A 22,987-nucleotide genomic window follows, 5' to 3' on the forward strand; every position below is an offset into this window, starting at 1 on the left:
GTGTCGAGCAAGTTTGCCGAAGCAGGGGAAAGCGATGAATAGCTTGCGGCGCGCACTGTGCTGAAAACTGAGTCATCCTGAACAACGTAAAAAACTTGCGCCGTATCTGGCATAGGTGGGATTTGAGGGGGAGTGGTATGAAGGCAAATACGTTTGTAAAAAAATACGGCTGGGCTGAAGCACAGGACGTTGTGAAAAATGCACACTGGGACAATGCCTATAGCGATGGATCTTACTACTCGCATTTAGATTCGGACAGTGAAGTTTTGCTGAGTGACCTAAAACGCTTGGTTCAGTCACATGAAATCATCGAAAAAGGTCAGGGTCTGGATGCTTGCAAAGACGTATTTTTATCTGTGGACAGTGACGAATCTGAATATATAAACCGATTAGGGGTTGAATACAAAAAGTCATCTGAAGACCCTAACGATAAGGCTTTGATGCTTTGTGATGATGGGGCGTGGATTGATAGTTCGTATTTAAATTACCAACTGGACAGCGCTTATGGTTTTGTCAATCTGAAACAACTCAAACAAGCCATCGCTGATGAGGAATCCTGTTTATGACTCCGCGCGACTTTTATCAAGTATATTACTTCCTGTACAGCTGATAAGTATTTACTGATGCCGAGCTGCAAATCCGACATTCAATGAAATGCATCAATAAAAAAGTATATATGCATATTATAAAAGCCTATCTGTTAAGGCAAACTTTAAGAGGGATATAGATCCTTGGTTAAAAAACAGGATAAAAGTTATGTCATCAATAAGAAACTATTTGAACAAAATAGATGATTCAACATCAGAAGATATGGCTCAAAAAGAAACCCTAGATTTACTTATTCAGTTGGGGAATGCAAAAGCGAACCTTTTTCAATGTAAGATTGAAGAAAATTTACAGTACGCTCAAGATAAGACGGATTCATTTCCTGTTCAGAAAATTGTTTATAATTTTAATACAGTACGTTTCTTTTCAGCGAATGAATCTGCCGAGATGCGCAGCATGATCAATTCTGAAGTAAAAATGTTTCTTTCAGGTGTTCGGGAAGCTGCTCTATCTGCAATAAGTTCTCTAGTTTATTTTGAGTTAGATATGTTACTTAATCGACCATATTATACTGATGAGATCGGAGCTTGTTATCTTGCATTTGAAGGGCAGTCAGCTCTTCGAATAGATATGACAGCGTGGTATCAAAATATTACGATTCATAATTTCGAATATAAACCAGAGAAAATTTTAACAGTTGTTGCTCTAGTATCTTCTATTAATACTAAAAAAATGAATCTTTTAGCATTTCTAAACATGTATCAAGCACAATTATCTCAAGGTGGTGCGAGTCAAGAAACCATTGCAAACGAAATTGCGTATGCAAAGGATGTGCTGGATAAATCTATGAATGCTGACTCTTCTAAGGCGTGACCAAAGTAGCACATGCATAGAAATAATCTTGGTATATCTTAAGCCAACATCATTGATGTTGGTTTTTTAAATTTAGTATCTTGAATTTTTTTCAAAATATCTGTATGTAATATATACAACATATATTTTTAAAAATTTTATTTAATAGGAAATAATATGAATATTAATGATATAAAAACGTTACTTGAGCAATCTGAATGGTATCAACCAAATGATGATGATTCATCTATCTATTTAGCTAAAGATGATATTTTTTTAAAGTTTAAAGTAGAAAAAGAAGAAGGTGGTGATTTTAATGTTGGAGATCTTCCTCCAAATATACAATCTTTTTACAGAATTCTTGATCAAGATATTAAGGTTTCAGATATTTCTTTAAATAAAGTACATTTTTATTATCAAAAACAGGTCATTAGAGTTTTTGATATATACAAATTTGAATCTTCACATAATCATGAAAAAATATATTTCGCAAAACCTACAAATCAATCTACTCATGTAAACATTATAGATGACATATTCTATAAAGTGATCATTAAGAAGTTAAATACAGAATTTTCATTAGGAAAAATAATCTTTGCTAATGGAAATTTTGAATAAATCACTATCAAATAAAAAGCGGCCAACAGGTCGCTTTTTTAACTTCTACTGTAAGGCTATGGTGGATGGTTTATTGGTGAGCTGTATGATGTTATTCAATTTGCAATTGATAGTAGATATTTATAGGAAAAAATAATATTGAATATTCTGATGTACTTACCTTGGGGTAAGGTGCCTGAAATCACTTGTCAGGAATTATGGGAAAATCGCAGCCGTGTGAAAATCATTGATGTTCGTAGTGTTCAGGAATTTAAACACAGCCATATAGAAGGTGCAGTCAATTTACCAATCACTCAGTTTACAGAATCGGCAATACAGTCTTTAGGGCTCAAACTGGATCAGCCCATTGTAACGATTTGTTTATCGGCACACCGCAGTATTCCTGCAACACGCATACTTAATAAGATGGGTTATTCCGCTACACAACTCAAAGGAGGAATGAAATCATGGTGGCAACAAGCTATGCCTTCTGTGACAAATTAAAGTTCAACTGATTTTAAAACTTTAAGTATATGCTCAATATAAAATAAACGATCAAACATTGATTTTTGAACAAGGGGATAGGGAAATGTCATTTCATCCAAATGTAAAAGATTTTTTTGATATAAATACAAATACATTTAGTTATGTGGTTTCAGATCCTGTAACTAAACAATGTGCAATTATTGATAGTGTTCTTGATTACGATCCAGTTTCTGCTGTCACGTTTACATTTCATGCAGATCAAATCATTGATTATATTAAAGAACAGCAATTAACAGTGGAATGGATTTTAGAAACGCATGTACATGCAGATCATTTAACGGCAGCACAATATTTAAAAAAGCAGCTTGGTGGCAAAGTAGCAATCAGTCATCGAATTTCATTGGTACAAGAAACTTTTAGTGCAATATACAACATTGATATCGATCAACTCCGTCTGAGTCAGACTTTCGACCATGTCTTTGATGATCATGAACAATTTACAATCGGAAATTTGCAAGCCTACAATATTCCCACCCCTGGTCATACGCCTGCTTGTTTAAGCTATGTGATTGGAAATGCTGTTTTTGTTGGAGATACGCTCTTTATGCCTGACTATGGTACGGCACGATGCGATTTTCCAAAGGGAAATGCAGCAACCTTATTTGATTCGGTACAAAAACTGTATCAATTACCTGAAGATACACGCGTTTTTTTATGCCATGACTATTTGCCAGAATCTCGCGATCATTACATTTGTGAAACAGATATCAAAACCCAAAAACAAACGAATATCCATATTCATACAGGCATAAAAAAAACCGATTTTGTTGAAATGCGCCAAAAACGTGATACGACTTTAAGTATGCCTAGACTGATTTTGCCATCAATTCAAATTAATATGATTGCAGGTAATTTTCCAAAGCCAGAGCAAAATGGAATATCTTATTTAAAACTACCGCTGAATTATTTCAAAGCCAAGAGTTAAGTTAACCTTAAAAAGCAAACGTGTAGATGAAGCTAAATACACTGACATCATGGAAAATTATGCTGAATAACCGTGATGTGGTAGGGGCAATTCAACATTTGCTGAATGTAAAACCAGTGACGAATTTATGCAGGGATATCACAAGTATTTTGAATAGGCAGAAAAATCCATCATACCGATGTTTTTTTAACTTCTTTGGGCTGACTCATTAATTCTTTTAGCTGCTCTATTTTGGATATGCCATGTACGTAGTTTACATTTTCCATTATGGATTTTTCAAAGTAAGCTTGATGCCTACTTGGTGTATCAAAAGTACGGTTTTTGATTGCAAATTTTGCGTCATCATTAAAAATTAGATTTTCAATTTTGCACATTGCGTCATACATCTCTTCAAATGAGACTTGTGCATCGCCATCTGTGCCATTTTTTGAATCATCTTCAGAAGTATGATTGATAAGGCGTTTGATTGTACCTGAACCAACATTAATACTCTTCGCTAGGCTGGAGAATGTGCGCCGTAAATCATGGTAAGTAAACTCAATTCCAGACTCTTCAACGATCTTCAATCGTGCTTTGCTTCTATTTGTGACGTGACCTTCTCCCTGGCGGGCTTGAAAGACGTAAGGCTTACCAGCAGATCGTTTATATCTGGACTGCATAATATAGGTGAGTATTTCACCCATAGGTAATGTAATCGGTTTACCATTCTTAGGGTTTACAGATGTGATGGTTTTATATTTTAAATCAACATGCTTCCACTCTAGTTTTTCTGTTTCTTCACGCCTGAAACCAGTTAATAAAACCGTTAGGATGAAATCCTGATTGGTGTATGCATTGCAATTATAGTAATTTTGCCCAACCCATTGGGTATATAGAATGACTTTTACCCAGTCGGCTAGCTGATCTTTTCGAATATAGTTTTTTCTGCATTTGACTTTGTTCCATGATTTTTTTGTAGTGAGAGTCGAAACAGGATTTTTAATATCAAGAATACTTTTATCATTTACATCTAAGTAGTGCTCAGTTGCGAAATTAAAAATAGCTCGCAAAAAACGCATTGCTAAGTTTGCTCTGGATTTTGATCTTTGAGTAAGTTCGTCATGCTTTTCTTGAATCATTTTTTGCGTGATATCTATAAGCCTGATATTTTTCCAGTCACCCAAATAATCATTCATGCATTGTTCATAGTCTTTTTGTGTCTTTTCTCCAAGTTGTCGCTCAGATTTGTAGGCATTGTAGGCGTTTTGTAGAGAAGGTTGCTGCTCAGCGATGTCATCATTTTCCTGTTGTTTCTGTTTTTTATGCAGCTTCTCTTTGTTTGGGTTAATGCCTTGCGACATTTGGTCGAGCAGGAATCGTGCTTGTTCTCTTGCTTGATCAACAGTAATATTTCCATCTTTTCCGATTGTTACTCGTACAGAAGATTTACCGTTGATTCTTCGCTCAACAATGTAGACTTTTGAGGAAAGCACACGCAGTGCAAAACCTAAAAGTTCTGAGTCTCTGTAGAATTTTGCATGATTTGGAGATAAAGGTACTGAATCAACAAAAGTTTTGGTTAGCTTTGTGTTTTCACCCGACATGGTGTACGATTCCCGCATTAGCACTAATATACAATAGCATGCAATATTCTGTAGCGCCTACAAAACGTCTACAAAGAAAATTATTGCAAAGGTTTTTCTAGTTGTGTATTATTCACAAACATTAAAAGCATTGATATATAATGTTTTTAATTTATAGGGCCTATAGCTCAGTTGGTTAGAGCAGCGGACTCATAATCCGTTGGTCCACAGTTCAAGTCTGTGTGGGCCCACCAAATTCTTGTAATCATATGCACAGCTTTGCAATGATTTAATATATAAACCCATGAATGATGAAGATTCATGGGTTTTTTGTTTTTACATAACTTTATTCGGATCTATTGTGTATTCAATCTTGTAAGTTTTCGGCTTATTTTGCACTCACTCGAATTCTAATACTTTTACGAAGCACAGAATAAAATACGAGTTACTGAATATAACGACAGAATTATTGAAACACCTCTTTATTCAGTATAAAGAACAGTTTCAATAGTAGAAAATTCATGTAATTAGATAATTTAATCTATCGCCTCTAACGATAGAATCTATCTATTCATTATTTATTATATAGTCAAACTCGGCAGTCCTTAGAAAGCATAAATTGATGTTTATGCTTTCTATTCTTTAGAGCTATATAGAACTGCTCAATGGGGTTGTTTATAGTTGCTGGTACTATCATGGTGCTGATGATAATGGCTTGATTTATGCTGCTCATGCTCATTAGATTTATCTTTAGGGTTTTTTTGAGTTGGAGCATCGTCTAGACTTGATTGCTCTTCAGCTTTGTTAGACCCTAATTCATCCTTAGTGTGTTTTTGCTTAGTCATTTTATTCATCCTTTTCTAAAATTATCAGATTGACGATTTTCTAACCGACTCTATTACAATGCACGGATGTAAAAAAAAGATGTAGTTTTATATTGTATCTAAATATCAAACAGCGCCCGAATTTCTACTGACAAATCATGATCCAGTTTTGCGTTGTGGGTTTGATACAACTCAAAAAGTTCCGAAATAAAACCTTCATTCTATATTTTGACTTCAATCAGTTCGAATGTCTGGTGAACAGCTAAAGTCAAATCATAAAAATATACTGCATCATGACAACGTAATTTTTTATAAAAAGGATACCGCTCTAAAATACAGATAAGATTTTTTATCCCAAAACGATTTTATTGTAGTATCAATATATTGGGGATGAAATTGTTATAAGTTGCAGATATGGATCGCTTGGAATGCAATCGGATGTTGATTGCGGTGATAGAACAAGGCAGCTTTGCTAAAGCTGCCGAACAGCGTCTGACCAGTGTGGCTCAGGCTTCTAAACTGATTGCACGTCTGGAAAATGAATTGGGTGTGCAATTGCTGCATCGTTCAACACGTTCTTTGCGTACTACAGAAATTGGGCAAGCCTATTATTTGCAAGTCAAGCAACTCATGGCTGAGTTTGATGAGCTTGAAGTGAGTGTTAAAAACCAGTCACAAACACCGAGTGGACGTATTAAAATTAGTGTTCCCAATTCTTTTGGGGTGAACCAGTTAAGTCATGCACTGGTTGACTTTGCCCAGCTATATCCTGAAATTGAACTTGATGTCAGCTTTACAGATCGTCTGGTGAATGTGATTGATGAAGGCTTTGACCTTGCGATCCGAATTGGTTCTTTAAAAGACAGCAACCTGATTGCCCGACATTTGCTGGATATACAGATTTTACTTGTAGCTGCCCCCAGTTATTTGCAGAAAGTACAGTTACCTGAGCATCCACAAGATTTACTAGAGCATCAATGCATTATTGATCGTAATTTTAAAGAGCCTGAATTGTGGCGTTTTAACACTGTGCAACAGCCTGAACAACAAGAAGCGGTACAAATACAGGGTCGAATTCATTTTGCAAATACTGAAGCTTGCCATACAGCAGCTTTGGCTGGTTTAGGGATTTGTAGAATGCCTGCCTTTATTTGTGGGCAGTCACTAAAAGCCAAGCAATTGATTCCAATCATGCCGAATTATCGGATCAAAAGTAGTGGTCTATATGCGGTTTATCCACCATCAAGGCATTTGGCAAACAAGGTCAGACGCTTGATTGACTTTCTAAAAAGCTATTATCAGAGTCGCCCAGAGTGGGATCTGAGCGAATCAGAGTCATAAATTATTTCCAAATTGGAAATAATATTTTGCTTGCTATGTGATTAATCTACAGATTAAAAATAATTATGCTATTTCCATAACGACTGGGTTAAAGGAAATCATCATGAATACTGCACGAACCGCACCTTATGCCGCTTTGCTGTTGCGGGTGAGTCTAGCGATTTTATTTTTTGCACATGCAGGGCTAAAATTTTTCGTCTTTACGCCTGCAGGTACTGCCAAATTTTTTGAATCAGTGGGTGTTCCTGGCTGGATGGCATACGTGACGATCACTTGGGAAGTGGTAGGAGCAATTGCACTTCTAGTGGGCTTTAAGCCACGTTTGGCAGCACTGGCACTGATTCCCGTATTGCTTGGGGCAATCTTTACTGTGCATGGTGCGGCAGGTTTCTGGTTTACCAATGCCAATGGTGGCTGGGAATATCCAGCGTTCTGGATTGTCGGGTTAATCAGTCTGGCATTAATTGGTGATGGACCATATCATTTAAAATCTTCTTTTAAATCATAAAATAAAAATGAAATGTGGTACTAAATCAGCACTACACTATTTTACTTTGAATAGGATAAAACCATGTTAGTAAATGGACAGTGGGTAGAGAACTGGCAACCCGTACAGGCAATTGACCAAGAAGGTGGCTTTGTCCGCCAAATATCAAGTTTTAGAAATTGGGTTACGCCTGATGGTCAGGCAGGTCAAACAGGTGAGGATGGTTTTCAGGCAGAAAAAGGGCGCTATCATTTGTATGTCGCATTGATTTGCCCTTGGGCATCACGGACGCTGATTGCCCGTGAATTAAAAGGCTTAACCGATATTGTGTCGGTTTCCGTGGTTGAACCTCAATTGAGCGACTTTGGCTGGCGTTTCGGACATGCCTTTTCTGCGGATACAGACAGCTTAAATCATAAACAATATATGCATGAGATTTATACGCTTGCTGACCCGAATTTCACTGGGCGGGCAACCGTACCTGTGCTTTGGGATAAAAAACGTAAAACGATCGTTAATAATGAATCGTCCGATATTGTACGAATGTTTAATTCTGGGTTCGCTAATCTGGTGCAGTCTGATTACGAGTTGTATCCTCAAAAGCTACAGTCTGAAATCGATGCACTGAATGAACAGATTTATCAAAAACTCAACAATGGCGTGTATCGTGCTGGTTTTGCAACGACACAAATCGCTTATGAGCATGCAGTCGCGGACGTTTTCGAAATGCTGGAACAACTCGAAGTAAGATTGTCACAACGCCGCTATTTGTTTGGAAATGAATTTACTGAAACGGATATTCGTCTATTTGTGACTTTAATTCGTTTCGACGTGGCATATCATGGTTTGTTTAAATGTAATCTGAAACAGTTACGTAACTATCCGCATTTAACGCGCTATGTACAGGATATTCTCATGATTCCTGATATTGCTCAGACGGTGAATTTTGAGCATATCAAACAGGGATATTATTCAATTAAGTCCTTAAATCCTTTAGGTATTGTGCCTGTTGGACCCGAAATTAACTTTCAATTACCCGTATAAGGTGAGAATACGATGAAAATTAAACTGGTGATTTTCTTGCATGGTGTTGGGAGTCAGGGCGCAGATTTATTGCCTGTGGGCAAGTTTTGGCAACATCATTATCCTGAACTACAAATTGCAGCGCCGAATGCACCTTATCGATTTATGAATAGTCCTGAAGCTTTTCAGTGGTTCAGTATTGATGGGGTGACTGTAGAGAATCGATTACAGCGGATTGAACAGGCACGTCCTGCTTTTGACCAGGCGATTCAACAAATTTTAGAGCAACACCAGTTACAAGATCATTTGGATCAGGTGGTGTTTTGCGGATTTTCACAAGGCACCATTATGGCACTCGATGCTGTGGTGTCAGGACGTTGGGCTGTTGCTGGCATGATTGGTTTTTCTGGACGGTTATCCAGCCCAATTCAAGCAGATTTGGCTTATAAGCCTAAAATTTTGTTGTTGCATGGTCAGAGTGATACGGTCATTCCAGCGACTGAATCGGTTCAGGCAGAGCAGTATTTAACACAAGCGGGTTTTAATACAACGGTACATTTATTTGATGGCCTTGGTCACAATATTAATCGGACTGAATTGGAACAAAGCTTAAACTTTTTTAAGTAGTTTATAAAAATCTGAATATTATAAGTTATTACGTATATAGCATACGACTGTATGCTAAGAGTCAAAATGAGTGCTTAAAGCAATTTTGGGAAGGTAACTTTAAAATAAAGTTGAGGAAATATGCTGTTACAGCATACTTCCTCTTTGTATTTTTAGAATAAATATGGCTGCTTTCCCAAGATTATCTTATTCTCTAAGTGGAATCGTTAAGCAGGTTTTCGATAATTCTCTTAAATTTTTAAAGCTATGAAAACGATAAATTGAATAGTGATCCATTAAGTTTTATAAATTTAAATTATTAAATTTTATTATTGTTTTTTTATCATACGATAATTTTTGTTTAAAAATCTTAAGTTTAACTATGTTTTGCTATGCGGATAATGCTATTCTTTGCAGCGATTATTACGTGAAAATTATTTAATTTATGTATACGGGACTAGATCAGATGATTGATAAGGATCTTGAACGTCAAATCTTAGAGCGAAAGCTAAATTTTCTGAGAAATGTGGTCATCCAGCGGGGTGATAAAATTCAATCATTAAGGGTTTTGATTAAGAAAAAAAATATCACGTTAAGCGATGACGAACTTTTGGAAAGGATTAAATTTTTGCAAGAACAAGTAAAGTATCAAGAATTTTTGGAAAAAAAGTTAGTTGAAATAATTGGATGTATTTCATAAATTATAGTTCATGCTCTTTTTGCTTTTTCCATACAGAGAAATAAGATGGATTGATTGTGATTTATTTATAAGGTTGAGATAAATTTTAAAAAATATAATCAGGCTAAGAATCTGTAAGGATTGTTGCATCGATGCAACAAACCGTTTTATCTATAACAGTGTAATTTTCCGATGAAAGTTTAGAATATCTATCATCATATAGTTTATTACGAGACAAACAAAATGAATTTCAAAGCATTATCCCTTGGTTTAGCAGTTGCGGTTGCGAGTTCATTGACTGTAGCAGCACCTGTAGCGTATAAAATTGACCCTGCGCATACAGCAACAGTTTTCTCTTGGAATCACTTTGGCTTTTCTACACCAAGTGCAAACTTTTCTGCTATTCAAGGTGTGATTAATGTTGATAACGCAAAACCTGCTAATTCTTCAGTAAACGTAACTATTCCTGTAAGCAGTGTAAATACTAACGTTTCTGCTTTAGACAAAGAGTTTCAGGAAGAAGGCTGGTTCAATGCAGCAAAATATCCAAACATTACCTTTGTAAGTACAAAAGTTGAAACTAAAGATAAAAAACACTTTAACATCACAGGTAACCTGACTGTTAAAGGCATTACTAAACCTGTTGTTTTAAAAGCTGTTTTAAACAAACAAGGTGTTCATCCAATGACCAAAGCAGAAGCTGTTGGCTTTAATGCAACAACCAGCTTTAAACGTTCAGACTTTGGCATCGCAAACTATGTGCCAAATGTTGGTGATTTGATTACTGTAAATATTACAACTGAAGCACAAGCTGCTAAGTAATAGCTTAAAATACAGTGATGTAATTTAAAAAAAGCCCTTGAGATAAGGGCTTTTTTTATTGCTCAAAAATTTCAAACTATTTTTATATTAATAATATTTCATACACTCGATATGTTCCATTCAGAATAGCTTTTATATATTTAAATGGGTGAGATAATGTTTCAGCACTTCTGCCGATTTCGACATAAGCGCTGGTGCATAGCGATGGTTATCTTGTCGTAACTGTGGAATATTGATATTGGCTTTACGCAGTTCACAAGTGTGCCCAATTAACCATTTTTCCAGATCTTCTTCTGCCACTTCAATATGAAACTGAAATGCTAGGATATTTTGTCCAATCTTAAATGCCTGATTCGGATACAGTTCAGAGCTTGCCAGCAATTCGGCTTGGGCAGGCAAGTCAAAAGTATCACCATGCCAATGTAAAACAGCAGTATTGCCAAGTGCGGTCAAAGGATTATGGCTTGCTTCAGATAGGCTGAGTGAACTCCAGCCGATTTCTTTGGTATGACCTGCATAGACTTGAGCACCTAAAGCATAGGCAATCAGTTGTGCGCCAAGACAAATTCCTAAAGTTGGTTTGTTATCGGCAAGCCGCTGTTTTAAACCTGAGATTTCATCGACTAAAAATGGATAATCATCCTGCTCATAAACTCCGATAGGGCCACCCAAAATGATGACTAGACCATCATAGGCAAGCGCGGCTGATAAATCATCAACTCCCGCATCAAAATAGCGGACGCGAAAACCATATTGATAAAATGCGTCTTCGAGTGCGCCTAAATCTTCAAAGGCGAGATGCTGAATGGCGTAAACTGTTTTGGGTAAATTGGGATGAAGTATTGTTGTCATAATCATAAAAACAGGCAAAGTAAACTAAAAACATAAACAATCAGTGGAAAAAATCAAGTCCATCAAATGTTATTTTTAAAATGCATTTTATAGGAAAAGACAGGAAATAAAAAAGCTGATCTAAATTAAACAATCATGAATTGTTAGATCTAGATCAGCTTCGAATAAAAAATACAGCGAATCGAGGTTCGCTGTAGAGTGTAGCAAATTCGCTACAAAAGGCTAAATTAGAAGAAACCCATCGCTTTAGTTGAATAACTTACCAACAAGTTTTTAGTTTGTTGATAATGGTTCAACATATCTTTGTGGTTTTCACGTCCGATACCTGAACGTTTATAGCCACCGAACGCTGCGTGAGCAGGATAGATATGGTAACAGTTGGTCCATACACGGCCCGCTTCAATTGCACGACCTGCGCGATAAGACGTATGTGCTGAACGTGACCATACACCTGCACCTAAACCATAGATAGTGTCGTTTGCAATTTTCATTGCATCGTCAAAGTCTTTGAATGTGGTTACAGACAATACAGGTCCAAAGATTTCTTCTTGGAAGATCTTCATGTTGTTTTCGCCTTTGAAGATCGTTGGTTCGATATAGAAACCACCTTCTACGTCATGGCGAGGAGAACCACCTGTCAACAACTGAGCACCTTCGCTGCGACCTGTTTCGATGCAACCCAAGATTTTATTTTGCTGTTGAACAGACGCTTGAGCACCGATCATGGTATCTGTGTCAAGAGGGTGACCTGTTTTGATACGTTTTACACGCTCAATTGCTTTTTCCAGGAATTTGTCAGCAATGCTTTCTTGAACAAGTGCACGAGAAGGGCAAGTACAAACTTCACCTTGGTTAAGCGCAAACATTGCAAAACCTTCAAGTGCTTTGTCTAGGTAGTCATCGTCTTGATCCATAACGTCTTCAAAGAAGATGTTTGGTGATTTACCGCCAAGCTCAAGTGTTACAGGAATAATGTTTTCTGTTGCATACTGCATGATCAATTGACCAACAGCAGTTGAACCTGTAAATGCAACTTTTGCAATACGTGGGCTAGTTGCAAGTGGGCGACCTACTTCAGCACCAAAACCGCTTACAATGTTTAAGATCCCTGGTGGAAGAAGATCTTGAATCAATTCAATGAGAACCAAAATACTTGCTGGTGTTTGCTCAGCTGGCTTCATAACGATACAGTTACCTGCAGCCAATGCTGGTGCAATTTTCCATGCCGCCATCAAGATTGGGAAGTTCCAAGGAATGATTTGACCTACAACGCCTAGTGGTTCATGGAAGTGATAAGCGATGGTATCTTCATCGATTTCAGAAATACCGCCTTCTTGTGCACGGATACAGCCTGCAAAATAACGGAAATGGTCAATTGCAAGTGGGATGTCTGCAGCAAGTGTTTCACGAATTGGCTTACCGTTGTCCCAAGTTTCTGCTACTGCAAGAACTTCCAGATTTTCTTCTAAACGGTCAGCAATTTTAAGTAATAAGTTAGAACGAGTTGTAGGAGATGATTTGTTCCATGAAGCTTTTGCTTTATGTGCAGCATCTAACGCAAGCTCGACATCTTCAGCGGTTGAGCGTGCAACAGTTGTAAAAACTTTACCATCAACTGGAGAGCTATTTTCAAAATACATGCCTTTTACAGGTGGAACCCATTCACCACCAATAAAGTTCTCATATTGAGATTTGAATTGAACTTTTGAACCAGGTTGATTCGGGTCAAGATAGCGCATGTGAAAATTCCTTTGCTTTATTTTATATCATCTAACAAAAGCATACTGCTTCTGATAAAGTACTTCTGGTACATTACGGATATAATAATAATCATAAATTAGGTTGGAAAAAGGTTGGAATTTGCCAGCTATACAAGGGATATACAAATGTTTACGAAGAAAGATTTATCGCACCACCGCGGTGCGGTAGAGCAGTTAAGGCAGAGCATCTCCTGGTCGCCTCAACAAGCTCAAGAAGTAGGTCAGAGCATTATGAGCTCCTGGCAACGAAGTATTTCTGCATGCATTCCAAAAGAGCGCATGGCTGCGCCATTGGTAGGCAATACTGCATTCAAGGGCAACACCCTAGCTTCAGCGCTACAACGCTGTGAGGCCGAATTAAGGCACGTTGCACAGCAATCCTCAATGGTTCTGGCTATTGGTGATGTTGGTAGTACCATTATCTGGACAGCCGCAAGCCGTGAAATGCAGGCTCAGGCTGAGCAGGTACATTTTGTGTCTGGTGGCAAATGGAGTGAAGATGCGGTGGGTACCAATGCCTTGGCACTGTCGCTGAAAACTCGACAGTCGTGCTGTGTTTTTTCCAGTGAACACTATATGGAATCGGTGCATGACTGGGTTTGTTATGCGACACCAATTGTTGACCCATATTCAAATCAGTTGCTTGGCGTGGTCGATTTATCCACCACATGGAAAAATCATAATACTTTAGGCGTACTTGCGGTTGAGCGTTGTGCTTCGATTATTCAATCTGCATTACTCGAACAGCAAAAACAGCGTTTGTATATTCGTGCTTTTTCTGTTTCGCAAGTATTGTTCAATGGCAAAGTGTTGGTACTGACTCCACGCCAATTCGAAATTATGACCATTTTGGCACTTTGCCCACAAGGCATGAATCTCGACAAATTGCACAGCGCACTCTATGGCGAACGTAAGGTCAGTATGGGCACGTTAAAGGCAGAAATGTCACAGCTACGTGATCTGCTCGGTGGAATGCTTGGTTCGCGCCCATATCGCTTGTTAGCGCAAGTAGAGGCGGATTTCTTGCAGGCAGAGCAAGCACTTGATGCGGGCTATCTAGAATCGGCTTTACGTTTGTATACAGGTGTCTTTTTAGCGAAAACCGAAAGTCCATTTTTATGTGCTTGGCGCGATTGTCTGGAATCCCGTTTAAGTGATGCGATCTTTAAAGCCAAAGATACGGATACGCTGCTGAAACATATCGCACATGTGCCCGATGCGATTGATGCGGTTGAGCGCCTGATTGAGTTATTACCAGAAACTCATCCTGCTCATCAGGTCTTAGAAAAGTATAAAGATTCGTAAGATAAAACCAAATCGAAAAATTTAAACGATAAATAATAAAAACAACAAGCTAAATGAATAACAATAATAATTTTTGCGTTGCTCATGCATCGCATTGTCTTCTTTTGTTTTAAAAAATAAAAAAAGCCCCTCACAAAGCGAACTTTGTGAGAAGCCTATCTGGAGAAAACTTACAGCATTTAAAAGCGATTACAAAGCGGCTTTAAAAATATCTACAACTTGAGCATGTGTTGCTTTACGTGGGTTAGTCAACATACAAGCATCTTTCTGAGCATTTTCAGCCATAACATCAAGATCTTCAGTTTTTACACCAAGCTCAGTCAAGCCTGAAGGAATACCGATAGAAGAAGACAATTCGCGGATTGCAGCGATTGCAGCATAAGCAGCTTCAGTCACAGTTAGACCATGAGTATTTACACCCATCAAGTGCGCAATACGTGCATAACGATCAGGACAAGCAATCAGGTTAAACTCACAAACGTGTGGTAGAAGTACCGCGTTACATACACCGTGTGGCAAGTTATAGAAACCGCCTAACTGGTGAGCCATTGCGTGTACATAACCTAATGATGCATTGTTGAATGCCATACCTGCAAGGTACTGTGCATAGCTCATTGCATCACGCGCTTCAAGGTTTTGACCATTGGCAACCGCAGGGCGTAACCATTCACTGATCATGGTAATGGCTTTTTCAGCACATGCATCTGTAATTGGGTTTGCAGCAGTAGAAACATAAGCTTCAACAGCGTGCGTCAAGGCATCCATACCTGTTGCAGCAGTCAAGCTTGCTGGCTTAGCAATCATGAGTTTAGGATCGTCGATTGCAATCAGTGGAGTACAACGCCAGTCTACAATTGCCATTTTAACGTGAGTATCAGTGTTGGTAATGATACAGAAACGAGTCATTTCTGAAGCAGTACCTGCAGTTGTATTGATTGCGATTAACGGCGTCATTGGAACTGTACTTTTGTCAATACCTTCGTAATCACGAATATGACCGCCACCTGCAGTAACAAGGCCAATACCTTTTGCACAGTCGTGTGAAGAACCGCCACCGAGTGAAACGATAAAATCACAACCATTGTCAACGTATTCTTTTACGCCGTTGTGTACGTTAATGTCAGTTGGGTTTGGTTCTGCGCCTGGGAAAATATGGCTCTCTACACCAGCATCTGTTAAGTATTGAGCAATTGTGTCTGCTACACCAAACTTAAATAAACCTTGGTCAGTAACAATCAGTGCTTTTTTTGCACCTAAATTTTGCGCTTTAGTTCCGATTTCTTTGGCACAACCTGGTCCAAATAAAGACACGCAAGGGATGTAAAAACCGTTAGTTTGGTCAGCAATATTTTTAAAAGCCATGGAGCGATTCCTTCTTCCATTATTCCATTGTGTTCTTTTGTAGGCGATTAACTTCACCATGTCGCTAGTATTGTTAGCTGCTCTAAAATTTCCTACCTACCAAATACCTACCAACATTTTATTAGGTAGGTTGTCTAATTATATCTTTAATTTTAAATGATTTAATTTTTATTTGTTGCAAAAAGCTAAGTAAAAAACTCAGGTTTTTACTGGATTTATAAAGTAAAAAAATAACACTTCAAACAGGAAATTTCCCTTATGTTTAGAAACTGGTTAAGCTATGTCAGATTGTTGAGATTTTGATGGGCTTATGAAACAAGAGACGGCGCTGAAACTTTTAAAAGCAGGCGAAAATGTTTTTTTAACGGGTTCGGCTGGTGCGGGTAAAACTTATACACTTAATCAATATATTCAATATCTTAAAATAAGAAAAGTACCCGTTGCTATTACTGCATCGACAGGTATTGCAGCAACGCATATGAACGGTATGACCATCCATACTTGGGCGGGTATTGGGATTAAAGATACGCTGAGCGATGATAACCTAAAGCGTATGAAAGAGCGTAAATACCTAAAAGAGCATCTGGAAAATACGCAGGTGCTGATTATTGATGAAATTTCGATGTTACATGCCAAACAGTTAAATTTGGTCAATCAGGTTTTAAAATATTTTAAAGAAAGTGACGAAGCATTTGGTGGTATACAGGTCGTGGTTGCTGGAGATTTTTTCCAGTTGCCACCTGTCAGTAAAAATGAAGAACGTAACCGTGATAAATTCTGTTTTATGTCAGAGGCTTGGGTTGAAGCAAAATTTCGGGTTTGTTATTTGACTGAGCAGCATCGTCAAGATGATGAAACTTTAAACCAGATTTTAAATGCGATTCGGGCGCAGGACTTACAGCATAATCATATACAAGCCTTGACCAGTGTACGCCAGCAAGATATTGGTGAAACCTTTACCCGTTTGTACACCCATAATCTGGATGTTGATAACTTGAACTTTCAACATTTAAATGAGATTGATGGCGAAAGTCACCAGTTTAATGCGGTGCTTGATGGTAATGAAAAACTGCTGGAAACTTTAAAATCTTCTGTGCGTGCTCCAGAAGAACTGACCTTGAAAAAAAATGCCAAGGTCATGTTTGTTAAAAATAATTTTGACATGGGATATATCAATGGCAGCTTGGGTGAAGTCATTGGTTTTGAGGAAGACGATGAACATGGCTTATTGCCTAAAGTTCAACTGAGCGATGGTTCGGTACTTTTGGTTGAGCCTGAAACTTGGTCAGTTGAAAATGATGCAGGCAAAGTGATTGCCAGTTTTCAGCAAATTCCACTGCGTTTGGCATGGGCAATTACCATTCATAAAAGTCAGGGTATGACGTTAGAAGCCGCCGAAATTAACCTGAGTCATACCTTTGAAAAAGGTCAGGGTTATGTGGCACTGTCCCGTTTAAAATCTTTAGAAGGCTTGCGTTTGACGGGATTTAACGATCAGGCATTGGAACTCGACAGTTTAGCCATAAAAGCCGATCGCCGTTTTCAGGAACTTTCGGAGGAAGCTGAGCAGCATTTTGCCAATATCGATTTGACTGCGCAGCATCAAACATTTATCCGACACTGTGGTGGCACGCTCAACCCCAGTGAAATTGCACGTAATGAACGCAAGTTCGCCAAAAATGCCGATAAAAATAGTTATGCCAGCAGTACTTTGGACGAAACCAAAGAGCTGTTTGAAAATGGCTATGAGATTGTGGATATCGCACAGGAACGTGGCTTGACGCCTGCCACGATTATTAATCATTTGGCACGATTACATAAAGAGCAGGGGCTTGATATTTCTGTGGCACATCCTGGAGATGAAGTGGTTGAGCAAGTTCGCAAGATTTATAAGCGCTTGAAAAAAGGACAACGTTCTGAAAACTTTAATGAAGATGGTTCGATTAAGTTGCGTCCAATTGTTGAAGCAACCCAACCGAAAATGGGCTATGATCAAGTAAGATTAGCCTTACTCTTTATCGAATAAAAAGGACAAGCGTATGCCACATTTAGTGATTGGATATTCACGTAACATTCATAACTTGAGTCAGGAAAAACTCCTTAAACATGTGAATCATCAACTGATTGCAACAGGGTTATTTCAAGCGAAAGACCTGAAATCGCGGATTCATAAAGACGAAGTATTTGTGATTGGGGACAATGACGATACTCAAGGTTATATTCATGCACAATTATCGGTGTTAAGTGGGCGAACCGAAGAACAAAAGCAGCAACTGAGTCAGATTTTGCTACAGGCTTTGCTGAGTTTTAAAGATTATGAAGCTTATACACTCTCGGTACAGGTGTGTGCAGAAATTTTGGAAATGCCACAAAACCAGTATGCGAAACAAAGTATTCAATATTAATCAATAGGGTGGAGTACAGTCTCCACCCTTTGTTTTTTAGTTTTTATACAATCCTAAACGCAGCCCTAGCATAATAAAAATACTGCCGCTCAAATAACGAAATATATGTTGTCCACGTGCCGAAGTTTTTAATTTTTTCAGAATCAAATCTGCAAAAAACACACAAACTACATCGGCTGAACTAAAAGCCAAATTGACGATCGTACCAAGAATCAAAAACTGTAACCAAATTGGAAATGTGGCCTGAGCATCAATGAATTGAGGTAAAAAAGCGAGATAGAAAATAGCAGTTTTGGGGTTAAGGATTTCAACCCAAATACTTTCAGAAAAAGCACGTTGTTGCTGATGGTTCGGTAAATCTGAATACGGTTTTGAGTTACGGGCAAGCAGCAGTTTTAGTCCAAGCCAAATGAGCCAAAGAGCACCACAGGTTTTGACCAGTGTATAGGCGATGGGAATAGCATGAAATAAAATCGTCAAACCTGTTGCAGCAATTATGATATGGGCATACCCACCAAAATGAATCCCTAGAGATGCCATGAGCCCTGCCTTGCGTCCGCGAGCAAGAGTTTGTGCTGCGGTATATAACATGGCAGGGCCAGGTAGATAGGCAAAAATTAAGGTGGTGAGCAGGAATGTACTGAGTAATTGGAATGAGGGCATTTTATTCTTCCTGTTATTTTGCCCAAATTCTACACATAAATGCTCGATTTCCTAGCCCAACAATTCAATATCTGCATATTGCACTATTTTCTTCGCATTCAAACTGAATAATTCATCCATAAATGCCACAGAAAATTGCCCAATCAGTGGTGCGCGTTCAGCAGCTAGTTGTCCTGCAATCGCAAAATGTACATGTGCTGCAACGCAAGCAGGCATTGGTGAAGTCACAGAACAATAAGCCGCGATCAATGCACCTAAAGCGCAACCTGTTGCCGTCACTTTTGGTTGTAGTGCTGAACCGCCATTGATTTTGATCACTTGACTGGTTTCATGACTCAAAATGTAGTCGCTTGCTCCCGAGATTGCAACACAGTCACAATGCTGCAATAAATTCTGAGCCTGTGCATAAACAGCATCACTGCTGAGCGTGCTATCGACACCTTTAGATGAACTTTGATTTCCTGCCAAAGTGCTGATTTCAGAAGCATTGCCACGAATAACTGTCGGGTGATATTGTAGTAGAACATCGACCATGTCACTGCGCCATTTTAAAACTGTGCTATAGCCGACAGGGTCAAGTACCCACGGTTTTTGATGTTGCTGAGCGGTTTCAGCCGAAATTTGCATGGCTTGCATTTGTTGTTCAGTCGGTGTGCCCAGATTAATACTGAGTGCTGAACTAATTTGAGTAAAACTTTGTGCTTCAAACGGGTTATCAATCATGGCAGGCGACGCACCACAGGCGAGCAAGACATTTGCGGCATAGTTGCTGGCAACCTGATTGGTTATACATTGTACCAGTGGTGTATTTGCCTGTAATTTTTGCCAAGCTTCAATCACTTGTTCAATCAAAAATGAGCGTTCAAGCATAAAAATGTCCTGTGAATTTCTTGATGTTTAATGAGTAAAATAATGATCCTGATGCTGGCATTTGCGGCAGGTCAGTGTCACGTAATCCCCTGCATCGTATTCGACATCCAGTTCATTTGAACCGCAGTGCATACAGCGTTTGTCAGAGTAAAAATTTAGGCGAGGCTGGATTTTTTTCCACAGATGCCAGATGGGTTGGCTAAAAATGCGCTGATCATAATTGAGAAAGCGAAAATATAAAATCTGGCTCATTTTGCTGATGGGTAAATGCTCAGGTCGTGGAAAACTTGGCGTTTCCCATTTTTCAGCAATGGCACGCTCACGATACTGGGTAATGGTTTTTTTCAGGCGATGGGTATTAATAAAGCCGTCATTTCGTGCTGCCAAGGCTTTTTGTTCATATAAATACAGCAGTGCAGTATGTGCCAAATAAAAAATCTGTTCCAGAGCAAGACTTTCTAACAACCGATAACAGAGCTGTTGAAAGGATGCATGCGAAGTAAACTGGACCTGCCACATCTTACAGATCGACTGAATAAACTGGATAATTTCCTGATAGAGCAATTCATACAATACCGCTTTTACTTCTTCACTACTTTTAAATGGAATACCTAACGTCAGGTTGAAATAAAACCAATGTCGCAGTTGCTGAGTGATACTAAACAGGCTTGGTTCACTGTAACCATCCAAACGGACATTTAAATAAAATGAAGTCGGTTCATCACTGGCAGTAGTGGCAGAGAAGATTTGCTCTTTTTGCAGTTGTTTTGCCAGTTGTTGCTGAAAATGATAATTTGGCGAAATATTGGAAAACTTGATTTTCTCCCAGTGAATATATTCATCGTGTTGAGAGTCTTCACGCACATAGTCATCGAGTAGTGCAAGTAAAAATAGTTTTTTGAGCAAACTCAACTGTTCTAGAGAGGGAACAATCAGATCTTTTTTTCGGTATTTTTGCAGTTCTTGTTGACGCGTTTCTTTTAGAATTTTTTTACGTTGCTGGCTACAACGGGCACAGTGACAAGTAAAGTTGCCTGTTGGGAAGACTCTATGTTCACAGTGGCTACATTGATAAAATTGAATGTCTTGATCAAATTGTTCCGCATCTACCCAAAACATGGCAGCATGACAAAGCGGGCAAAGTGTGCTGGCATCGAGTTGTTTATTTAAAACCTGAAACAAGGCAATGACCCATTCAAATAATCGCTGAACCCAAAATTATACACCGCCTGCCATAAAAAATATGCGAAAAAAAGCCAGTCATAGACTGGCTCTAGAGAGGGATTATACGGGGCAAGGGAACCTGTCGTCATATTGTCCAAGTTTTTTGGCAACAATCATGGCTTGAACTTTTTTTTGCGGTACTCTGACTTTGCCACAGTCATCGTACAGATTAATAAGTAAAGTCACATCTTGCTCATTGAGAGAAAGCCCTTCACTGGTCATAAATAGGGCAATCACTTGATGCTGAATACCCGCTTTATGCAAGCAGTGTAAGGCTTTGAGGTTTTCAGCACGGTAGATTTGGTCTTTAATTGTCATTGTCGCTGACCTCCTTAAAGAGAACCTCATTCTACTTTGACATAAATTATCTGAATTTCCACGTGAAGAAATGTAAGAATGCGAAAAGTATAGTAATTACAAATGTCAAGATTATTTTTTGAATGTAACGAAATATATTGCATTGTTTTCATTCCCGAGTTTTATTTCTTTTATGTTGATTGGCATAAACTTTAATTTTTCTCAGGGAGTCAAAATCAGGTCTGAATCACGATGTAAGAAGGTTATTAATTTTTTTATATTTTTTATTATAAATAAATATAAATTTCAATTGGTTATTTTGTAATAGTTAAAATGTATATAATATCTATTATGATAGGCAACCGAATGCTTAACAATAAAATAGGATTGAATCTATGTTGACTACTTTAAAAAAAATGACGTGTGGAATGATGATTTTATTCTGCTGTAAAAGTAGTTATGCGGAATTAAATGCTGAATTGAAACAGAGTATTGGGCAAAACTGTCAAGAAAAATCTGAAATAGCGGCCAACGTGATGGTTGAGCGTCAAAGTGGAAAAGAGTTTGTTGAGATGGTACAAACGGCTGCTGCGATGCAAAAAAATGCCGTAACTAATGATCAGCACGCGCTTGCTCAATTTTATGCAGCACTCGCTTTAAAAGTATCGCGTCAACCTGTGGAAAGTAGTAATTCTGCCAAACAAGCAAAAATTGGAGAATTGCGTCAGCTTGTTTTAAGTTCTTGTCAGAACAAGCAGATCTAACGATTTGATTTCTTCGTTTTCATCTAGCCTGCTTTAATTAAGATTAAAGTAGGTTTTGTATGTAGTGTTCTAAAGCATTTATGTTATGCGAGTGAACTGATCATTTTTAATGAGAAATTGCAGATTCAGAGCTTAAAGGGTTTCTGATTTACTTATACCAAGTTGCTACACCATGATGTCTTGAACATGTTCCACGATGGTGTTTGCTAAAGCTGTATGAGCCATCACGACATTTTGCAGAAGCTCCATTTGGACGTTTACCATTTTTACTATGTGCTGGTGAATGGACAATACGACCATTTACATTGCGGTAGTGATGATGTTCAACTAGGTTTTTCTCATTGGGTTCGCTATAAGGAACATTTTTAGCAAATGCTGTTGTTGCGAATAATACGATGAATAATAAAGAAATATATTTCATAATAAGGATGTAGATCTTTGTTGGGACTCTAAAAATAATCTTCCTTATTTTAAAGTTTGTAAATAAAAAATTGGTCGTAATTTACACAAAATGAAATAAATGCGCATGAGTAAAAATTAAAAAATCAGTTTTTTGTTCTCTCTGTGGAGATGCTTATATCAGTGTATTTTTAAACTGCCTATATGGCAGTGAACATTATGGTCTCGAAATTGAGTTGAATTAGCGCTTTTTAAACTGCCTATATGGCAGTGAAC

25 protein-coding genes and 1 tRNA gene are annotated in these 22,987 nt (G+C 38.1%); 16 read left to right on the forward strand and 10 right to left on the reverse strand.

Going from position 1 to position 22,987, the window contains the following annotated elements:
* Positions 1 to 137: 137 nt before the first annotated feature.
* The 5 genes from F975_RS07625 (at position 138) to F975_RS07645 (ending at position 3,466) form a co-directional block, all read left to right on the forward strand.
* Positions 138 to 566 (forward strand): hypothetical protein, encoded by a 429-nt coding sequence (locus F975_RS07625; RefSeq protein ID WP_004751942.1) that lies wholly within the window; start codon positions 138 to 140, stop codon positions 564 to 566.
* Positions 567 to 756: 190 nt separating this feature from the next.
* Positions 757 to 1,419 carry a hypothetical protein gene (locus F975_RS07630; protein WP_004751944.1) on the forward strand — a complete coding sequence of 221 codons (663 nt, stop codon included), beginning with the start codon at positions 757 to 759 and terminating at the stop codon, positions 1,417 to 1,419.
* Between the two features lie 156 nt (positions 1,420 to 1,575).
* Positions 1,576 to 2,016, forward strand: a complete 441-nt coding sequence (locus F975_RS07635; protein ID WP_004751946.1) for a hypothetical protein — start codon at positions 1,576 to 1,578, stop codon at positions 2,014 to 2,016.
* A gap of 138 nt (positions 2,017 to 2,154) precedes the next feature.
* Positions 2,155 to 2,499, forward strand: coding sequence for a rhodanese-like domain-containing protein (locus tag F975_RS07640; RefSeq protein ID WP_034425873.1), 345 nt, complete (start codon positions 2,155 to 2,157; stop codon positions 2,497 to 2,499).
* An 85-nt stretch (positions 2,500 to 2,584) separates the two neighbouring features.
* Entirely contained in the window at positions 2,585 to 3,466 is an 882-nt protein-coding gene (locus tag F975_RS07645) for an MBL fold metallo-hydrolase (protein WP_004751950.1), read from the forward strand.
* A 170-nt stretch (positions 3,467 to 3,636) separates the two neighbouring features.
* Here the strand turns inward: F975_RS07645 and F975_RS07650 are convergent, their stop codons facing one another.
* Positions 3,637 to 5,049 carry a tyrosine-type recombinase/integrase gene (locus tag F975_RS07650; protein WP_004751951.1) on the reverse strand — a complete coding sequence of 471 codons (1,413 nt, stop codon included), beginning with the start codon at positions 5,047 to 5,049 and terminating at the stop codon, positions 3,637 to 3,639.
* 156 nt (positions 5,050 to 5,205) lie between these two features.
* Between F975_RS07650 and F975_RS07655 the strand changes: the two genes are divergently transcribed.
* Positions 5,206 to 5,282: transfer RNA gene (locus F975_RS07655), tRNA-Ile, on the forward strand.
* Positions 5,283 to 5,690: 408 nt separating this feature from the next.
* On the opposite strand, the gene F975_RS07660 is transcribed toward F975_RS07655, so the two are convergent.
* Entirely contained in the window at positions 5,691 to 5,873 is a 183-nt protein-coding gene (locus F975_RS07660) for a hypothetical protein (RefSeq protein ID WP_004751953.1), read from the reverse strand.
* 393 nt (positions 5,874 to 6,266) lie between these two features.
* Here F975_RS07660 and F975_RS07665 point away from each other — a divergent pair, with 393 nt between their 5' ends.
* The 6 genes from F975_RS07665 to F975_RS07690 all read left to right on the forward strand — a co-directional run bounded on the left by F975_RS07665 (position 6,267) and on the right by F975_RS07690 (position 10,810).
* Entirely contained in the window at positions 6,267 to 7,193 is a 927-nt protein-coding gene (locus F975_RS07665) for a LysR family transcriptional regulator (protein WP_155757287.1), read from the forward strand.
* Between the two features lie 103 nt (positions 7,194 to 7,296).
* On the forward strand, positions 7,297 to 7,701 hold the full coding sequence (locus F975_RS07670; protein WP_004751956.1) for a DoxX family protein: 405 nt from the start codon (positions 7,297 to 7,299) through the stop codon (positions 7,699 to 7,701).
* 63 nt (positions 7,702 to 7,764) lie between these two features.
* A complete protein-coding gene (locus tag F975_RS07675) occupies positions 7,765 to 8,724 on the forward strand; it encodes a glutathione S-transferase family protein (RefSeq protein WP_004751958.1) in 960 nt (319 codons plus the stop codon).
* A gap of 12 nt (positions 8,725 to 8,736) precedes the next feature.
* Positions 8,737 to 9,330: an alpha/beta hydrolase gene (locus tag F975_RS07680; RefSeq protein WP_004751960.1), complete on the forward strand. Its 594-nt coding sequence runs from the start codon at positions 8,737 to 8,739 to the stop codon at positions 9,328 to 9,330.
* Positions 9,331 to 9,775: 445 nt separating this feature from the next.
* Positions 9,776 to 10,009: a hypothetical protein gene (locus tag F975_RS07685; protein ID WP_004751962.1), complete on the forward strand. Its 234-nt coding sequence runs from the start codon at positions 9,776 to 9,778 to the stop codon at positions 10,007 to 10,009.
* A gap of 222 nt (positions 10,010 to 10,231) precedes the next feature.
* Positions 10,232 to 10,810 carry a YceI family protein gene (locus F975_RS07690; protein WP_004751965.1) on the forward strand — a complete coding sequence of 193 codons (579 nt, stop codon included), beginning with the start codon at positions 10,232 to 10,234 and terminating at the stop codon, positions 10,808 to 10,810.
* 132 nt (positions 10,811 to 10,942) lie between these two features.
* On the opposite strand, the gene F975_RS07695 is transcribed toward F975_RS07690, so the two are convergent.
* Both F975_RS07695 and exaC read right to left on the reverse strand, forming a co-directional pair.
* Positions 10,943 to 11,668 carry a glutamine amidotransferase gene (locus tag F975_RS07695; protein WP_004751967.1) on the reverse strand — a complete coding sequence of 242 codons (726 nt, stop codon included), beginning with the start codon at positions 11,666 to 11,668 and terminating at the stop codon, positions 10,943 to 10,945.
* A 221-nt stretch (positions 11,669 to 11,889) separates the two neighbouring features.
* Positions 11,890 to 13,401, reverse strand: coding sequence for an acetaldehyde dehydrogenase ExaC (gene exaC / locus F975_RS07700; protein WP_004751972.1), 1,512 nt, complete (start codon positions 13,399 to 13,401; stop codon positions 11,890 to 11,892).
* A 147-nt stretch (positions 13,402 to 13,548) separates the two neighbouring features.
* Between exaC and F975_RS07705 the strand changes: the two genes are divergently transcribed.
* Entirely contained in the window at positions 13,549 to 14,727 is a 1,179-nt protein-coding gene (locus F975_RS07705) for a helix-turn-helix domain-containing protein (RefSeq protein WP_004751973.1), read from the forward strand.
* A gap of 189 nt (positions 14,728 to 14,916) precedes the next feature.
* On the opposite strand, the gene mdh is transcribed toward F975_RS07705, so the two are convergent.
* Positions 14,917 to 16,089, reverse strand: a complete 1,173-nt coding sequence (gene mdh / locus F975_RS07710) for an iron-dependent methanol dehydrogenase (protein ID WP_004751976.1) — start codon at positions 16,087 to 16,089, stop codon at positions 14,917 to 14,919.
* Positions 16,090 to 16,399: 310 nt separating this feature from the next.
* Here mdh and F975_RS07715 point away from each other — a divergent pair, with 310 nt between their 5' ends.
* Positions 16,400 to 18,115 (forward strand): AAA family ATPase, encoded by a 1,716-nt coding sequence (locus tag F975_RS07715; RefSeq protein WP_004751978.1) that lies wholly within the window; start codon positions 16,400 to 16,402, stop codon positions 18,113 to 18,115.
* Between the two features lie 13 nt (positions 18,116 to 18,128).
* Positions 18,129 to 18,494: a 5-carboxymethyl-2-hydroxymuconate Delta-isomerase gene (locus F975_RS07720; protein WP_004751980.1), complete on the forward strand. Its 366-nt coding sequence runs from the start codon at positions 18,129 to 18,131 to the stop codon at positions 18,492 to 18,494.
* 36 nt (positions 18,495 to 18,530) lie between these two features.
* On the opposite strand, the gene F975_RS07725 is transcribed toward F975_RS07720, so the two are convergent.
* From F975_RS07725 to F975_RS07740, 4 genes are all read right to left on the reverse strand, one after another.
* Positions 18,531 to 19,157 carry a LysE family translocator gene (locus F975_RS07725; RefSeq protein WP_004751981.1) on the reverse strand — a complete coding sequence of 209 codons (627 nt, stop codon included), beginning with the start codon at positions 19,155 to 19,157 and terminating at the stop codon, positions 18,531 to 18,533.
* Positions 19,158 to 19,208: 51 nt separating this feature from the next.
* Positions 19,209 to 20,027 carry a hydroxyethylthiazole kinase gene (gene thiM, locus F975_RS07730; protein WP_004751984.1) on the reverse strand — a complete coding sequence of 273 codons (819 nt, stop codon included), beginning with the start codon at positions 20,025 to 20,027 and terminating at the stop codon, positions 19,209 to 19,211.
* A gap of 27 nt (positions 20,028 to 20,054) precedes the next feature.
* On the reverse strand, positions 20,055 to 21,146 hold the full coding sequence (locus F975_RS07735; RefSeq protein WP_004751986.1) for a hypothetical protein: 1,092 nt from the start codon (positions 21,144 to 21,146) through the stop codon (positions 20,055 to 20,057).
* A 165-nt stretch (positions 21,147 to 21,311) separates the two neighbouring features.
* Positions 21,312 to 21,569 (reverse strand): hypothetical protein, encoded by a 258-nt coding sequence (locus tag F975_RS07740; protein WP_004751988.1) that lies wholly within the window; start codon positions 21,567 to 21,569, stop codon positions 21,312 to 21,314.
* A gap of 374 nt (positions 21,570 to 21,943) precedes the next feature.
* Between F975_RS07740 and F975_RS07745 the strand changes: the two genes are divergently transcribed.
* Positions 21,944 to 22,312: a hypothetical protein gene (locus tag F975_RS07745; RefSeq protein WP_004751990.1), complete on the forward strand. Its 369-nt coding sequence runs from the start codon at positions 21,944 to 21,946 to the stop codon at positions 22,310 to 22,312.
* Between the two features lie 148 nt (positions 22,313 to 22,460).
* Here F975_RS07745 and F975_RS15465 read toward each other — a convergent pair whose 3' ends face one another.
* Positions 22,461 to 22,733 carry a DUF3761 domain-containing protein gene (locus tag F975_RS15465; protein ID WP_004751992.1) on the reverse strand — a complete coding sequence of 91 codons (273 nt, stop codon included), beginning with the start codon at positions 22,731 to 22,733 and terminating at the stop codon, positions 22,461 to 22,463.
* Between the last annotated feature and the right edge of the window lie 254 nt (positions 22,734 to 22,987).

It is taken from the genome of Acinetobacter brisouisimilis (assembly GCF_000368265.1).
Lineage (GTDB): Bacteria > Pseudomonadota > Gammaproteobacteria > Pseudomonadales > Moraxellaceae > Acinetobacter.